Annotated in this window: 15 protein-coding genes, 1 tRNA gene and 2 pseudogenes; 6 read left to right on the top strand and 12 right to left on the bottom strand. The window is 37.7% G+C overall.

All coding sequences use genetic code 11. The features are described from left to right. Positions 1-488 precede the first annotated feature (488 nt). A complete protein-coding gene (gene pyk, locus HIPMA_RS02390) occupies positions 489-1,880 on the bottom strand; it encodes a pyruvate kinase (protein WP_013681475.1) in 1,392 nt (463 codons plus the stop codon). A gap of 97 nt (positions 1,881-1,977) precedes the next feature. Here pyk and pcm point away from each other — a divergent pair, with 97 nt between their 5' ends. Beyond that, positions 1,978-2,580 carry a protein-L-isoaspartate O-methyltransferase gene (gene pcm / locus HIPMA_RS02385; RefSeq protein ID WP_013681474.1) on the top strand — a complete coding sequence of 201 codons (603 nt, stop codon included), beginning with the start codon at positions 1,978-1,980 and terminating at the stop codon, positions 2,578-2,580. Here the strand turns inward: pcm and HIPMA_RS02380 are convergent. Together HIPMA_RS02380 and HIPMA_RS02375 are read right to left on the bottom strand one after the other, a co-directional pair. Further along, a complete protein-coding gene (locus HIPMA_RS02380) occupies positions 2,550-3,362 on the bottom strand; it encodes an SDR family NAD(P)-dependent oxidoreductase (RefSeq protein ID WP_013681473.1) in 813 nt (270 codons plus the stop codon). The genes pcm and HIPMA_RS02380 overlap by 31 nt on opposite strands. A gap of 390 nt (positions 3,363-3,752) precedes the next feature. Continuing rightward, positions 3,753-3,828: transfer RNA gene (locus tag HIPMA_RS02375), tRNA-Phe, on the bottom strand. 238 nt (positions 3,829-4,066) lie between these two features. Here HIPMA_RS02375 and tig point away from each other — a divergent pair. The 5 genes from tig to hslU are packed head-to-tail and all read left to right on the top strand — an operon-like array spanning position 4,067 to position 9,161. Then, complete coding sequence (gene tig / locus HIPMA_RS02370; RefSeq protein WP_013681472.1) at positions 4,067-5,413, top strand: trigger factor; 1,347 nt, start codon at positions 4,067-4,069, stop codon at positions 5,411-5,413. Continuing rightward, entirely contained in the window at positions 5,410-6,027 is a 618-nt protein-coding gene (gene clpP, locus HIPMA_RS02365) for an ATP-dependent Clp endopeptidase proteolytic subunit ClpP (RefSeq protein WP_013681471.1), read from the top strand. The genes tig and clpP overlap by 4 nt, the downstream gene beginning before the upstream one ends. Further along, on the top strand, positions 6,017-7,264 hold the full coding sequence (gene clpX / locus HIPMA_RS02360; RefSeq protein WP_041324206.1) for an ATP-dependent Clp protease ATP-binding subunit ClpX: 1,248 nt from the start codon (positions 6,017-6,019) through the stop codon (positions 7,262-7,264). Before clpP ends, clpX begins: the two co-directional genes overlap by 11 nt. Then, positions 7,265-7,804: an ATP-dependent protease subunit HslV gene (hslV, locus tag HIPMA_RS02355; RefSeq protein ID WP_013681469.1), complete on the top strand. Its 540-nt coding sequence runs from the start codon at positions 7,265-7,267 to the stop codon at positions 7,802-7,804. It abuts the gene before it with no gap. A gap of 4 nt (positions 7,805-7,808) precedes the next feature. Continuing rightward, on the top strand, positions 7,809-9,161 hold the full coding sequence (gene hslU / locus HIPMA_RS02350; RefSeq protein ID WP_013681468.1) for an ATP-dependent protease ATPase subunit HslU: 1,353 nt from the start codon (positions 7,809-7,811) through the stop codon (positions 9,159-9,161). Here hslU and yihA read toward each other — a convergent pair. The 9 genes and pseudogenes from yihA to moaC form a co-directional block, all read right to left on the bottom strand. Beyond that, a complete protein-coding gene (gene yihA / locus HIPMA_RS02345) occupies positions 9,158-9,799 on the bottom strand; it encodes a ribosome biogenesis GTP-binding protein YihA/YsxC (protein WP_013681467.1) in 642 nt (213 codons plus the stop codon). The genes hslU and yihA overlap by 4 nt on opposite strands. Then, positions 9,727-10,200, bottom strand: coding sequence for a metallophosphoesterase (locus HIPMA_RS02340; protein WP_013681466.1), 474 nt, complete (start codon positions 10,198-10,200; stop codon positions 9,727-9,729). Before HIPMA_RS02340 ends, yihA begins: the two co-directional genes overlap by 73 nt. Further along, a complete protein-coding gene (gene leuB / locus HIPMA_RS02335) occupies positions 10,197-11,279 on the bottom strand; it encodes a 3-isopropylmalate dehydrogenase (protein WP_013681465.1) in 1,083 nt (360 codons plus the stop codon). The genes HIPMA_RS02340 and leuB overlap by 4 nt, the downstream gene beginning before the upstream one ends. Positions 11,280-11,287: 8 nt before the next feature. Beyond that, entirely contained in the window at positions 11,288-11,779 is a 492-nt protein-coding gene (gene leuD, locus HIPMA_RS02330; RefSeq protein WP_013681464.1) for a 3-isopropylmalate dehydratase small subunit, read from the bottom strand. Further along, complete coding sequence (gene leuC, locus HIPMA_RS02325; RefSeq protein WP_013681463.1) at positions 11,776-13,050, bottom strand: 3-isopropylmalate dehydratase large subunit; 1,275 nt, start codon at positions 13,048-13,050, stop codon at positions 11,776-11,778. The genes leuD and leuC overlap by 4 nt, the downstream gene beginning before the upstream one ends. 12 nt (positions 13,051-13,062) lie before the next feature. Then, positions 13,063-13,401: pseudogene (locus tag HIPMA_RS09895) on the bottom strand (methyl-accepting chemotaxis protein); the annotation flags it as partial. Between the two features lie 345 nt (positions 13,402-13,746). Continuing rightward, positions 13,747-14,271, bottom strand: a pseudogene (locus HIPMA_RS09890) (PAS domain S-box protein); the annotation flags it as partial. A 9-nt stretch (positions 14,272-14,280) separates the two neighbouring features. Further along, positions 14,281-14,652 carry a DUF2914 domain-containing protein gene (locus tag HIPMA_RS02315; RefSeq protein WP_013681461.1) on the bottom strand — a complete coding sequence of 124 codons (372 nt, stop codon included), beginning with the start codon at positions 14,650-14,652 and terminating at the stop codon, positions 14,281-14,283. Positions 14,653-14,707: 55 nt separating this feature from the next. After that, the gene (gene moaC / locus HIPMA_RS02310) at positions 14,708-15,199 is read right to left on the bottom strand and encodes a cyclic pyranopterin monophosphate synthase MoaC (protein ID WP_013681460.1); all 492 of its coding nucleotides are present in this window, start codon (positions 15,197-15,199) and stop codon (positions 14,708-14,710) included.

Raw genomic sequence — 15,199 nt, 5'->3', positions numbered from 1 at the left:
TAGTTAAAGGAATAAGTTGAATTACTCTCGCTTTTACCGAGCCGTTAACTTTGGAAGAGCAACACGTTCGGTTTGCTTCGCCTTGTTCTATTAGTAAAAGGATTAATGAAACGGCTTCGGTTGAAGGGAATGCCTTTAGAAATTTTGGATTATGGATTAGCCTTTGGATTGAGGGTCGTTAGTCGATAGCGATTCAAAACTCATAATTCATAATCTTTGTTCGCTCCCGCTTTAACCGAGACTAATAGAGATAATCTATATGTTATTAGACCTAATAAATTACATTCAAAGGTTAAGTCATCAATCTCGGTGCAAAGTTTTCCATTATGACTTACTTTAAGGAAAACTTTTGCAAGAAGGGAATTATGACGAAAGCCTCTTACCCTATTCCCTATCAACTTTACCTTATTCTCAGAAAGAGTCAGTCTGCATTATTCCAGTTGTTATATCAAAGGGTTTTATGCATATAAACTTTTCTTAAATAATAATTAGACCTCAAAAATCCTAATCATATTGGTTGAGCCTTCCCTTCCAATAATGCTACCCATTGTTAGTATAAGTTTATCTCCTTTTTCAAACATATTTTTTTGAGTTATTATCTCTTTTAGCTTCTCTATATAGGTCTCAGGGTCTTTCACACCCTTCATTACACAAAAAGGTTCAACACCCCATACAAGCGATAACCACCTCAAAACATCCTCGGAATTTGTAATGGCATATATGGGCACATCAGGTCTATATTTTGCTATATTTTTCGCCGTTGTGCCGGATGCTGTGAAACTAATTATAGCCCTTGGACTCATCCCCTTGCACAAATCAGCAACACTTGCAGCTATAGCGTCATCATTGTAAGCATCGTATTTTTTATAATACAGGTATATCCCTTGAGTTTCTAATATAACCCTAACAAGTGTCTCAACAGCCTTTATGGGATACTTACCAATTGTTGTTTCATCGCTTAACATAACAGCATCAGCACCATCCAAAAGAGCATTGGCTATATCACTAACCTCAGCCCTTGTCGGATAAGGTGAGTTTACCATACTCAAAAGCATCTGGGTTGCCACTATCACAGGTTTTGCATGGGCATTTGCTTTTTTTATTAGCCTTTTTTGGATTACAGGAACCTTCTCAAGACCAACCTCTATACCTAAATCCCCTCTCGCCACCATCAATCCGTCACTCTCGCTTAGAATCTCTCCAATATTTTCAACTCCCTTTTTCGTCTCTATCTTGGCAACAATCTTTGGACTTGCTCTATAGGATTTTAGTATTTCTTTGGCCTTTAGTATATCTTCTTTTGAATTCACGAAGGAGACAGCAACAACGTCAACGCCCTCTTTTGCTCCAAATTCCAAATCCCTTTCATCTTTTGGGGTAATAGCCGATATTTTTATATTGGAATTGGGTAGATTTAAACCTTTTCTTGATGATAAAACACCCTCGTTTTCAACAACAAGCTCAATGTAGTCTCTGTATTTTTTCAAAGCCGTGGTTCTTATACTGCCGTCTGCAAAAAATACGCTCTCCCCCTCTTTTATAAAATCAACAATCTCTGGATGACTCACAGATACAGTATATCTATCATTGTTCAACTTTTTCTTTGCAAGTATCAATATATCCCCTTTCTTCAACTCCAATACCCCATTTATCTGTCCTATACGAATCTTCGGACCGCTTATATCCTGCAAAATTGCAGTGGGTTTCGATAGCTTTTTTGAGCATTTTCTTATTGCCTCTATAGTTTTCTTATGGGTGTCGTGATCGCCATGAGAAAAATTCAGTCTAAAAACATCAACCCCGGCCTTTATCAACTCCTCTATAGCCTCTTCTGAGTCAGTAGAAGGTCCAACTGTTGCCACTATCTTTACCCTTTTCATCTTATATCCTCCTTTATCTGTAATACAATCAATAATAATGCAGTTTTTGCAAAACATCAACGTTGACCATATGAATTTTTAAGCTAAACTTAATTATATGAAGACAAATGATGAACTTATAGATTACCTCGAAAAATCCATAGGCATTCTTAAAACACCGGCAATAATAGAGGCATTCAGGTCAATAGACAGGACTGATTTTGTAAGAGAGGGATACAAAAGAGAAGCTTACCAAAACTATCCCCTTCCTATAGGAAACTCTCAAACCATATCACAACCCTATACTGTAGCCTTCATGTTAGAACTATTGCAACCAAAAGAAGATAGTCATATCTTAGATGTTGGGTGTGGAAGTTGCTATACTACGGCTCTACTTGCTAAGATTGCAAAAAAAGGCAAGGTGGTAGGAGTGGAAATAGACAAAAAACTCGTAGAGTTTTGCAAAAGCAATCTAAGAAAATATGACTTCAATAATATAGAAATCTACAACGCAGATAAGTTGCCACCTACAAAGAGTAAATTCGATAGGATTTTAGTCTCAGCAGCAGCAGAAAGGCTTCCAGAAGAACTCCTGAACGCATTAAAAGAAGGTGGCAGAATGGTTATACCTGTGCAATCATCCATTTTTCTAATAGAAAAACAGAACAATAAAATTAAAATGCAAGAGCATTACGGGTTCGCATTCGTAAGATTGAGGTAAGCTTCTAAATGCTTCATGCTAATCCTATAGCATTCATCCTGATTTTTCTCATTATAAGCAAAATCAGTAGCTTTAGAGACACTAAAATCCTTTAGATATTCGCCATTTATATCTTCGGGTAAGTCATAAGCATACATTAACATCTGATGGGCTTTTGAGATATCAGCCCCACATGCTCCCCATCCTTCCATTAAAAGCTTGGTGTTTATTACACCAGGATGCAGGCAATTTACAGAAACGCCTTTATCTTTTAACATCTTAGAAAACTTGAAGGCAAAAAGAATATTGCATAACTTTGAGCACGAATATGCTGAATATGAATAACCAAATCTCTTCTGCTCTAAAGCCTTAAAATCTACACTCGATGCATGAGCCATTGAAGAGATAACAATAACTTTAGAAGGAGAGTTCTTAATCAGAGATTGAAGCAAGATATGAGTTAGAAGAAAATGGGATAAATGGTTTACCTGATAAGTAAGGCCAAAGCCATCCTTTGTTATAATGCCCTTTGAATCAAAACAACCTGCATTGTTTATTAAAACCCTTATGTTTTCATTTTTTATTTTACTAAATGTCTCTTTTACCTGTACAAGATCGGAAAAATCACACAAAACAGTTTTAACATCAACAGATGGATTCATCTTTTTTAATTCTTCAACTGTCTTCTTTAGCTTGAACTCATCTCTGCCATGTATTATTAAGTTTTCACCCCTTCTTGCAAGCTCAAAGGTAGCCCTTAATCCTACACCATCGGTTGCGCCGGTTATCAACGTATAGGCCATAAAACACCCCCTATTTCCAACTACCACTTAAATAATTTTACCCGATTTTTTACAGAATTTATACCTTTCATACTTGCTTTCCTACAAAGCCCCTTTGACTGCTATTCTTGCGCTCTCAAAGTATGGCAATAATGCATCCTCTATATATTTAGATCTATTTTCTTTTGACTTTTTCAAATAAATGGCATAGTTAAAGTAATAAGTTGAGTTAGTAGGCTTTTTGAGAGGTTTATTGCATTGCTGCCGCTTTAGCCGAGACTAATAAAATTTAAACTATATGGTTATGATCCCTAAGCCTAATAAAATTACACCCAAAGCAATAAATAACGTATCTATAAAAAAAGCCGATTCCAACAGTTGTCAGAATCGGCATAATAATAAGTCTTTTAATGGTGCCGAGACGTGGAATCGAACCACGGACACAGGGATTTTCAGTCCCTTGCTCTACCGACTGAGCTATCTCGGCAACCGCTGAAATTTATACACAACTTTTCGAAAAAGTCAATATCTTTATTGTGTTATATTATTTTTTTACAAAAACCCATTACGCAAGCCACAAAAACAGAACAATAAACACTTTTGGTGTGGCCACCAAATAGAGTTTAAAGATAAATTCAACCAAAAAACTAAGCTTCAGCAACAATAAAATTGAAAAATTGGTTGGCTTTTGGTATATTCTGCTAACTAAAACGGTAGGAGGAAGTATGGTGGAAGTAGCAGTTGAAGATGTTAAACCTTCAAGAAAAAAACTTCACATAAAGGTAGAACCAGAAAGGATTAAAGAGAAAAAAGACGAGATTGTAAACGATCTAAGAAAGACTGTAAAAATTAAAGGTTTCAGAAAAGGTAAAGTTCCAAAAGAAATCATCTTAAGGAGCTATAAACAAGATATAGAGGATAACATAAAAAGAGAGTTGATGGCAGAAAGTTACGAATTTGCCATAGAAGACAATAAAATAGATGCAGTTTCTGATCCGGTATTCACAGAGGTTGTTTACGATGAAGATAAGGGGTTAAGTTTCACCGCTATGGTTGATGTAAAACCCCAATTTGAACTAAAAGAATACAAAGGCATTGAGATTACTGCAAAACCAATAGAAATAACAGAGGAATCAATAAACGACGTACTAAATCAGCTAAGAGAAGCATTCGCAACATTAGAGGATAAAGATGGCGACACATTTGAAGAAGGTGATATAGGTATTATAGACCTCAAAACTTTTACCCAAAAAACTAACTACCCAATAAACGAATTTGGCGGTGAAAATTTGCCTGTTGAACTTGGCAAAAAGCAGCTCATAGAAGAAATAGAAAGCCAGTTAAAAGGTATGAAAGTTGGCGAAACCAAAAAGATAGAGGCATCGTTCGATAAAGATTACCCTCTAAGAGCGCTTAAAGGCAAAGATGTCGTTTTTGAGGTAACACTCAAATCTTTAAAGCAGAAAAAACTTCCTGAAATAGACGATGAGTTTGCAAAAAAGATAAATAAAGAATTTAAAAATGTTGACGACCTAAAAGAAGATATAAGAAACAAACTCAAAGAAAACAAAGAAAGGGAGGAGATAGAAAGACAAAAAGACGAGTTACTTAAAAAACTGCTCGATGAGTATGATTTTGATTTGCCAGAAAGCCTTGTAAATCAAGAGGCAAATCAGATGATAATGGAATACGTAAAAGAGATGTATTACAGAGGCGCGGATGTAAGCTCTGAAGAATTTAAACCCCAAAAGCTAAGGGAAAGATTTGAGCCAGAGGCAAAAAAGAGGGTGAAATCAACCTTTATACTACTTGAGATAGCAAAGAAAGAAAGATTGGATGTTTCTAATGAAGAAATAAATCAGGTTATAGCTCAAGATGCAAATGCAAGAAGGATGAATTTTGAAGACGTTTACAAAGAATATCAGGAAAAGGGCGTTTTACCTGTAATACAGATGGAAATATTAGGCGATAAAGCGCTGGATTTGCTACATAAAAACGCAAAAATAATAGAAGAAAATCAAGAGGCCCAAAAAGAGGCAAAAGAAAATGAAACCAAAGAGGACAAAGAATGAATTTAGTACCAATAGTCATAGAAAAAACACCTCAAGGTGAAAGGGCTTATGACATATACTCAAGACTCCTAAAAGACAGAATAATCATGTTAAACGGAGAAATAAACGACGATGTATCCAATGTAATTGTAAGTCAATTATTATTCTTAGAATCGGAGGATCCAGAAAAGGACATCTTCCTTTACATAAACTCACCCGGAGGTAGCGTAACAGCTGGTCTTGCTATTTACGATACAATGCAATACATAAAATGTGATGTAACAACAATCTGTATCGGTTCTGCTGCGTCTATGGGCGCTCTACTTTTAGCAAGTGGAACCAAAGGTAAAAGGTACTCTCTACCACACTCTCGCATAATGATACACCAACCTCTTGGTGGCATTTCGGGACAAGCAACAGAAATTGAAATACACGCAAAGGAGATTTTAAGGTTAAAAAAATTACTTAACGAAATATTAGCAAAACATACAGGAAAAAGGTTAAAAACCATTGAAAAAGACACCGAAAGGGATTACTTTATGGATACAAAGGAAGCACTAGCTTACGGCATCATTGACAAAATCATCTATTCAAGAGAAGAAGAGGAGAAAAAGAATGAAACCAATGGACGGTAATGACCTACCAAGGGGTCCTCTAAGATGTTCATTTTGCGGCAGAACCCAGGATGAGGTCAGAAAACTCATTGCAGGTCCCGGTGTTTATATATGCGATGAGTGTGTAGCGTTGTGTGAAGATATCTTAGCAGAGGATGATGAATTAAACAAAAAGAAAGACGATAAGTTAACATCCCTTACACCTGAAGAGATAAAGAAAAGACTCGATGAGTATATAGTATCGCAGGATGATGCAAAGAAGGTTTTAGCTGTAGCTGCATACAACCACTACAAACGTATAAATTCTCAAACCCTAAAGAGAAAAGACGATGTAGAACTTGAAAAAAGCAATATACTTCTAATCGGTCCAACTGGAACAGGTAAAACGCTTATAGCAAAAACCCTTGCAAAAATACTTAACGTACCATTTGCAATAGCCGATGCAACAAGCCTAACAGAGGCTGGTTATGTGGGCGAAGATGTTGAAAACATACTCGTAAGATTGCTCCAAGCAACAGATTACAATGTGGCCTTGGCTCAGAAAGGTATAGTCTATATAGACGAGATAGATAAAATCTCAAGAAAAAGCGAAAACCCTTCAATAACAAGGGACGTCTCAGGTGAAGGCGTTCAGCAAGCATTATTAAAGCTCATAGAAGGGAGTATCGTTAATGTACCTCCGTATGGTGGAAGGAAGCATCCTCAGCAGGAGTTTATCCAGATAGACACAACAAATATACTGTTTATATGCGGAGGAGCATTTGAAGGGCTCGAAAACATCATAGCAAGGCGCATAAACAAAAAGGCCATAGGATTCACAAATCCGGTAAACATAGATAAAAAAGAGAAATACAACCTACTAAAGCAGGCTACACCAGAGGATTTAATGAGATACGGCTTGATTCCTGAGCTTATCGGAAGGCTTCACGTGGTCGCAACGCTTAACGAATTAAATGAAGAAGAACTTGTTAGAATACTCACAGAGCCCAAGAATGCCCTTGTAAAACAATATTCCAAAATGTTCAGTATGGATAACGTAAAATTAACCATTACTGATGATGCACTAAGGGCAATAGCCAGAAAGGCCATCGAAAGAAAGGTCGGGGCTAGAGGGTTACGCAGTATTATGGAAGAAATAATGGTAGATTTAATGTTTAAGATACCTTCCATGAAAGATGTAAAAGAGTGTATAATAGACGAAAATGTGGTACTTTACGGAAAACAACCAAAACTAATAAAAAGCAAGAAGAGCGCATAAATGGAACAATTTAAAGGCACGACAATTATATGCGTAAAAAAAGATAACCAGGTTGCCATCGGTGGCGATGGGCAGGTAACATTGGGTAGCACTGTAATAAAATCCAATGCAAAAAAAATAAGAAAACTATACAACGATAAGGTGGCTGTTGGCTTTGCTGGGGCAACGGCCGACGCTTTCACACTTTTTGAAAAATTGGAAGATAAACTCAATGAATATGCAGGTAATCTAACACGAGCAGCTGTTGAGCTTGCCAAAGAGTGGCGCACGGATAAAATACTAAGAAGACTTGAAGCTATGCTCATTGCAGCAGACAAAGATAGCATTTACTTGATATCAGGTAATGGTGATGTCCTATCACCTGATGAGGATGTATGCGCTATAGGCTCAGGTGGCAACTACGCTTTATCAGCCGCAAAAGCCATGATCAGATTTACATCCCTCAATGCAGAAACAATAGCAAAAGAATCATTAAAAATAGCCTCAGAAATTTGCATATATACAAACAACAATATTACCATAGAGACATTAGGAGATTAAGCCCATGGAACATAAACTTACGCCCAAAAAGATAGTCGAGCTTTTAGATAAATACATAGTTGGACAAAAGGAAGCCAAAAAAGCCATAGCAATAGCACTAAGAACTCGCTATAGAAGACACAAAGTCTCAGGCGATATAAAAGAAGAGATAATGCCAAAAAATATACTCATGATAGGTCCAACGGGCGTAGGAAAAACCGAAATAGCAAGAAGAATAGCAAAGATAACAAATGCTCCGTTTGTGAAGGTTGAAGCGAGCAAGTTTACAGAAGTAGGATATGTTGGAAGGGATGTTGAGTCTATAATAAGAGATTTAGCACGCATAAGCTATGAAATGGTTAAACAACAAGAACTAAAAAAGGTTGAAGACAAAGCCGAGAAAGAGGCAGAAGAAAGGGTCTTGGATATTTTAGTGCCACCAGTAAAGAAACGCTCCATTTACGATACAGAAGAAGAAGAAAGAGTTTCAAGGACAAGAGAAAAATTCAGAGAGAAATTAAAAAGCGGTGAGTTGAACGAAAAGATCATAGAGATAACGATAAACCCACAGAAACCCGAACAGATGGTTCCATTCATTGAAGTAGCCGCAGCGCCCATTGATGAGTTGGATTCCAACCTAAAAGACATGCTGGATAATCTATTGCCAGGAAGAAAAAAAACCAGGAAAGTGACGGTAAAAGAAGCTCTAAAGATACTCAAAGATGAAGAAGCTCAAAAACTAATAGATAAAGATAAGGTTAAAGAAAAAGCCATAGAAAAAGCATCAAATGATGGAATAGTTTTTATAGATGAGATAGATAAAATAATAAGTAAATCATCATCAACTTCAGGCCCCGATGTCTCAAGAGAGGGTGTTCAGCGTGATTTACTACCCATAGTCGAAGGTTCAAGTGTCAATACGCGTTACGGAATCATAAAAACAGACCACATATTATTCATTGCAGCTGGTGCATTTCACCAAGTAAAACCCAGCGATATGATACCTGAGCTTCAGGGAAGATTTCCTATAAGGGTAGAATTAAGACCATTGACGAAGGGCGACTTTATAAGAATACTTAGGGAACCAAAAAACGCATTGATAAAACAGTATAAGGCCCTACTTGAAACAGAGGGTATAGAGATAAAGTTTAGTGATGATGCAATAGAAAAGATTGCAGAAATTGCTGAAAAAATAAACAAAGAAACAGAAAATATAGGGGCAAGGAGGCTTCACACACTACTTGAGAAGCTATTAGAAGACATCTCATTTGAAGCGCCTGATATAGAGCCCAAAGAGATAACAATAGATGCCAAATATGTAGGGGAAAAACTCTCAAGTATTGTAGAGGATAGAGACCTAAGCCGTTACATACTTTAAGGGAATTCCTCCACCCTTTCGGCTATAAAATCACAGAGTTTATCTATGTCTCTTTTTTTCTTTGAGGATGTGAGAAAATAACTAAAATTCCCAATTTGCTTCTTTAGATAGGATATATTGGCTGAGATATCCTTTTGGGTAGATTTGTCGGTCTTGGTAAAAACCACGCTAAATGTTTTTTTATAAAACCTAAGCCAGTCAAGAAACATAATATCGTTATCCATAGGAAGATGCCTCGAGTCTACTAAAACAAACACATGATAAAGAAGGTTCGAATTTTTTAAATAGTCTTCAATTGTTTTTCTCCACTTGTTGCGCATCTGCTTTGAACGTCTGGCGTAACCATATCCTGGCAAATCAATAAAATAAAACCTATCATTAACCTTTATAGCGTTTATCATTACGGTTTTACCTGGATTTTTACTTACATAGGCTATTTTTCTGCTCAAAATAGCGTTAATAAGTGAGGATTTACCAACATTACTCCTACCAGCAAAGGCAATCTGGGGCAGCCCAAGGAGCCTTGCATCCTCATAGCTGCCCTCAAAAATAGCCTTTTTAAAGCTTAGACATCCATTAGCTTCACCGTGTTTTTCGCAGTGTCTAAAATCGCCATTGTTCTTCTCTTGGTTAGGCATCCGCATAACTCCCCAGGGTTTATTATCATACCTTTCTGCGTCTGTCTTATATCTATTCTATGAAGGTGCCCATAAAGCACATAATCATACTCGTTTGCAAGTTTATTAATGCCAAATGGCTCATGCATCAAGATAAAATCTTTACCTTCAATCTCAATCTCATAAGGGGGTTTGAAGAGCTTACCCTCGCTTTTTTGTTGTAAAAACAACACTTCACCATCGTTATTACCGAAAATTCCAATAAAATCGCTCTTAAGCCTTCTAAAATAATCAAAGCAAAATGGCGAAACAATATCCCCTAAATGGATAGTAAGCTGAACGTACTCTTTATTTAAAAGCTCAACAGCCCTATCTATGGCCTCTATGTTGTCGTGGCTATCTGATATAATACCAATTTTCATTCCACATCGCCTATAGTTTTTGCTATCAAATCACCCATCTGCTGGGTATTAACCTTTCTTTTACCCTCACTCATTATATCTGGGGTTCTATAACCCATTTTAAGCACCATGTCCACGGCCTTTTCAATGATTTCTGCTTCTTTATCAAGCTTAAAATCATATTTAAGCATCATTGCTGCAGATTCTATTTGGGCTATAGGATTTGCTATACCCAAACCTGCAATATCAGGGGCCGAGCCGTGTATAGGCTCAAACATACCTACATTGCCGCCAATTGATGCAGACGGAAGCATACCGATTGAGCCAGTTAACATACTGGCCTCATCTGATAGAATATCGCCAAATATATTGCCCGTTACAATAACATCGAATTGTTTTGGATTTCTTACAAGCTGCATAGCTGCATTGTCAACAAGCAGGTGGTTATACTCAACCTCAGGATAATCCTTAGCTACTCTATCTACTACATCGCGCCACAGCTGACTTACATCAAGTACATTGGCCTTATCTACGCTTGTAAGCTTCTTTCTTCTCTGCATGGCAAGCTCAAAGGCAAGTCTAACGATACGCTCTATCTCAGGCTCCGTATAAACCATAGTGTTTATACCCTTTTTAATACCATCCTCTTCAACTATACCTTTAGGTTGGCCAAAGTATATACCACCTATAAGCTCTCTAACCACCAGAATATCGATACCCTGTACTACTTCGGGTTTTAACGTGCTTGCATCCACAAGTTCATCAAATACCTTAGCAGGCCTCAAATTGGCAAAATCGCCCAAAGCCTTTCTAATCTTGAGCATTCCAGTCTCTGGTCTCTTTTGACGAGGCAAATTATCCCATTTAGGCCCACCTACGGCACCAAAAAACAATGCATCGCATGAGAGTATCTTTTCAACTTCGCTATCAGGTAATGGGTCATCAAATTTATCCACAGCTATACCGCCAATATAAACCTTCTCATAAACAAACTCATGATTAAACCTCGATGCTATCTCATCCAAAACTTTTATGGCCTCTGCAACAACCTCAGGCCCAATGCCATCACCCTCAGCAACCGCTATTCTAAACTTATCCATAACCCACCTCAAACATTCAGTAATTTTTTGGCATAACCAAACAAACCGCCACTTTCTATCAGCTGTTGCATAAATTCAGGAATAACGCTGGATTTAAATACCTTGCCGTTTTTTAATACCATTATCTTGCCTTCGCTTGTGTCCACCTCTATCTCATCGCCTTTTTCGAGTTCATCGACAACATTGCTTTCCAATATGGGCAAGCCTATATTAAAGGCATTGCGATAGAATATTCTTGAAAACGATTTTGCTATAACACAAGATACGCCGCTTGCCTTAATGGCAATGGGTGCATGTTCCCTGCTTGAACCGCTTCCGAAGTTATAACCGGCCACAATAATATCGCCCTCTTTTACTTCTTTTGCGAAGTTCTCGTCAATATCCTCCATGCAGTGTTTTGCAAGCTCTGCAGGGTCTGATGTATTTAGATACCTTGCAGGTATAATTACATCCGTATCCACATTGTCAGGATAAACCCAAACCCTTCCCTTTATTTTCATTTCACCACCTCATCAGGATGAACAATTTTGCCAGCCACAGCACTTGCCGCTGCAACGGCTGGGGATGATAGATAAACATAGGCCTTTTTTGAGCCCATCCTACCTACAAAGTTTCTATTGGATGTGGATATGCACACCTCACCGTCGGCTAAAATACCCATATATCCACCCAGGCATGGACCACAAGTTGGTGTTGAAATAACAGCACCGGCTTCCAAAAAAATGTCAAATAATCCCTCTTTCAATGCCTGTTTATAAACCTCAACCGTTGCAGGAATTATTATAAGCCTTACATATTTGGCGACCTTATTGCCCTTCAAGACCCTTGCTGCTTCTCTTAGGTCTGAAATTCTTCCATTTGTACATGAACCGATAAAGGCCTGGTCTATTTTTATATCTCTCTCTATCTGGCTTATCCCCTTAGTGTTTGATGGTAAGTGAGGAAAAGCAATCTGCGGTTCTATCTGTGAAACGTCTATGTCAATGATATCGGAGTACTCAGCATCATCATCGCTTCTAAATATCGTATAGTCTCCTTCCTTTATGCCCCGCTCCTCTAAATACTTAATAGTTATCTCATCAGGCTCTACAATACCGTTTTTCGCACCGGCCTCAACAGCCATATTGCACATGGTAAGCCTATCCTCCATCGAAAGCTCACGGATGGCCTCACCGCTAAACTCCATCGATTTATACAAGGCTCCTGCAACGCTTATCTTTCCTATCGTATATAAGATTAAATCCTTACCAACAACCCATCTGTTTCTTTTTCCTTTATAGACAAACTTTATACTCTCTGGAACCCTAAACCAGCTTTTACCTGTCGCAAAGGCAAAACCAACATCGGTTGAGCCCATACCCGTTGCAAAGGAGCCTAATGCCCCGTGGGTGCAGGTGTGTGAATCAGCACCCACAATCAACATGCCGGGCTTAATATACCCCTGTTCAGGCAATAGGGCATGCTCTATGCCAACCTCACCGCTTTCCCAATACAAAGGTAGATCCCTCTCTTTAACAAAATCCCGCATTATTTTGCATTGATTGGCCGAGTTTATGTCTTTGTTTGGTGTAAAATGATCAGGAATCAAAGCTATTTTACCCCTATCAAAGACATCAACTCCAAGCCTTTTGACAAAGTCTATAGATATTGGTGCTGTAATGTCATTTGCAAAGGCCAAATCCACATCGGCTAAAACTATATCCCCTGCCCTAAGAGAACTGTTTCCACTTTTTGCCGCTAATATTTTTTGCGATATAGTCATCCCCCCCATAAAACCCCCTCATTAGATGTTGAATATCGATATATTTTCAAGCAACTCTTTTATGTGATCGTTTAAAGCATCTATATTATCCTTAAGTGAAGATATTGCTTCTATAAGCTGTTTTGACTCCGATGAACTATAATCTATCTTTTTAATCATATCATTTGAACTTTTCTCTATCGCTTTTATAGCCTCTGCTATATCACCAGTTGCCCTTTGGCTTCTCTCTGCCAAATTCCTGATTTCATCTGCAACAACGGCAAAACCTCTGCCCGCCTCACCGGCTCTGGCTGCCTCTATTGCTGCATTTAAGGCCAACAGGTTTGTCTGGTCTGCTATATCACTAATTAGATTCAATATATTTTCTATATTCTTGGTTGCCTCGCCAAGCTGTTTCGCTAATTTAACGAGTTCATTTTGCGATGCTTGGAATATGTTTTCATTCCAATTATCTATCTTTTTAACACCCTCGGCCGTTTTGGTAGATATTTCATCAACAACCTCAGCTGATTCCTTAACACCCCTAACGATAGTCTGCAGACTTTCTATTATGGCATTAATCGGATTTTCTAAGCTTTTAAGCTCATTATCTTCTGGAATATGTATAGTTTCTGCTATATCTCCATTTGCAACTTTATTTAAAATATCCCTTATAACCGAAATATTCTCCTCAAGATACCTCTTCTTTTCTGCCTCTTCCTTTCTTAGGTCTCTTAAAATCACATAAACATACAAAACATTCCCGTCTTTCACAATGGGCATAGCATTAACTGCAACGGGGATTTTCTCACCACCCTTATGCATAATCGTAGCTCTTCCTATAACCACTTGTTTTTTCTGCATACTCTCAACAACGAGTTTACAAACGCTGCAGGATTGGGGGTCTTCCGGCCATAAAACTTTAGCAGCAGAGTCAATGTCGAATAACTCACTATGATTCCATCCAGTAATATCCTCAAATGCTTTATTGAAATACAAAAATCTTCGCTGGGGGCTTACAGCAAAAATAACAAAAAAATTCTCTCTAAAAAAACGCCAACAATAAACATCAGTTGAATATATATCCAAAAGCTTTTCTACCTTTTCTACAAAAGAGCCACTTTTCAATACCTCTTTATAACCTTCAGGGAGTTCTTTTGCTTTATCAATCAATACCTCATCAATAAGTCTATCAACAAGTTCAGAGGATACAATCCCCTCTTCAGGCCGGCTTTTTTTAAACAGAAACATAACACCCCCTTATTTCACAACAAATATCTTTTCCTTAAGGAGCCTTCCATCTTTATCTAAAACCTCTAACTTCCAAACACCCATCATTGATGGATAAATCGTTTTATAAGACCAGGTTCTAAATCTTTTAAATGGCTTAACCTTCAGCTTAACATCGAAGTGTCTATTATCCAAAACCCATCTATGAATGATATAGGAGGGTTTGTCTATATTTTTAAGTGTTGAAAGACAATAAATCCTATCTCCAGCTTTAAAACTATCCTTCCTTGATATAATCTTTCTACTCTTAACACCCAAGCCACATTCTATATTACTTACAGTCAATGCAAAACTATTAAAAGACCATAAAATCAGAACAAATACAAATATAGCAAGTCGCATTTTTACACCTCTGCTGTTAGTTTATTACAGGTATATTTTATATAAAAAAATTTGCTTATTGTCTATCTTTTAAGGCGACTCTATCGAATGTTCCGCTCTTTCCGCCTTCTTTATAAAGCAGATGGATGTTTTTTATCTGGATGGATCTATCTATGGCTTTACACATATCGTATATGGTTAAGGCAGCAATGCTAACGGCGGTCAAAGCCTCCATCTCAACACCTGTTTTGTGGGTTATCTTGACTTCGGAGAATATTTTAATGGTGCAATTTTCATCGTCCATCTCAAAGCTTATATCTACACCTTCTATAGTCAAAGGATGGCACATAGGTATCAGATATGGAGTTTGTTTTGCACCCATTATACCACCAACCTGGGCAACAGCCAAAACATCACCCTTTTTTACCCTGCCCTCTTTAACGGCAAGATAGGCTTCCTTTGATAAAACCACCTCACCATAGGCTTTAGCTATACGCAATGTATAATCCTTATGGCTTACATCAACCATCTTAGCCCTTTTTTGAGTGTTGAAATGAGTAAAATCCAT

This window comes from Hippea maritima DSM 10411 (genome assembly GCF_000194135.1).
GTDB classification, from domain to species: domain Bacteria; phylum Campylobacterota_A; class Desulfurellia; order Desulfurellales; family Hippeaceae; genus Hippea; species Hippea maritima.
Note: the sequence above shows the minus strand (reverse complement) of the source record. Positions and strands in the feature narration are given on the sequence as shown.

Coding starts and splice junctions, on each gene's coding strand:
- tig (WP_013681472.1), top strand. CDS start 4,067: ATGGTGGAAGTAGCAGTTGAAGATGTTAAACCTTCAAGAAAAAAACTT.
- clpX (WP_041324206.1), top strand. CDS start 6,017: ATGGACGGTAATGACCTACCAAGGGGTCCTCTAAGATGTTCATTTTGC.
- moaC (WP_013681460.1), bottom strand. CDS start 15,199: ATGGATTTTACTCATTTCAACACTCAAAAAAGGGCTAAGATGGTTGAT.
- leuD (WP_013681464.1), bottom strand. CDS start 11,779: ATGAAAATAAAGGGAAGGGTTTGGGTTTATCCTGACAATGTGGATACG.
- HIPMA_RS02340 (WP_013681466.1), bottom strand. CDS start 10,200: ATGAAAATTGGTATTATATCAGATAGCCACGACAACATAGAGGCCATA.
- HIPMA_RS02380 (WP_013681473.1), bottom strand. CDS start 3,362: ATGGCCTATACGTTGATAACCGGCGCAACCGATGGTGTAGGATTAAGG.
- pyk (WP_013681475.1), bottom strand. CDS start 1,880: ATGAAAAGGGTAAAGATAGTGGCAACAGTTGGACCTTCTACTGACTCA.
- leuB (WP_013681465.1), bottom strand. CDS start 11,279: ATGGATAAGTTTAGAATAGCGGTTGCTGAGGGTGATGGCATTGGGCCT.
- HIPMA_RS02315 (WP_013681461.1), bottom strand. CDS start 14,652: ATGCGACTTGCTATATTTGTATTTGTTCTGATTTTATGGTCTTTTAAT.
- pcm (WP_013681474.1), top strand. CDS start 1,978: ATGAAGACAAATGATGAACTTATAGATTACCTCGAAAAATCCATAGGC.
- hslV (WP_013681469.1), top strand. CDS start 7,265: ATGGAACAATTTAAAGGCACGACAATTATATGCGTAAAAAAAGATAAC.
- hslU (WP_013681468.1), top strand. CDS start 7,809: ATGGAACATAAACTTACGCCCAAAAAGATAGTCGAGCTTTTAGATAAA.
- yihA (WP_013681467.1), bottom strand. CDS start 9,799: ATGCCTAACCAAGAGAAGAACAATGGCGATTTTAGACACTGCGAAAAA.
- clpP (WP_013681471.1), top strand. CDS start 5,410: ATGAATTTAGTACCAATAGTCATAGAAAAAACACCTCAAGGTGAAAGG.
- leuC (WP_013681463.1), bottom strand. CDS start 13,050: ATGGGGGGGATGACTATATCGCAAAAAATATTAGCGGCAAAAAGTGGA.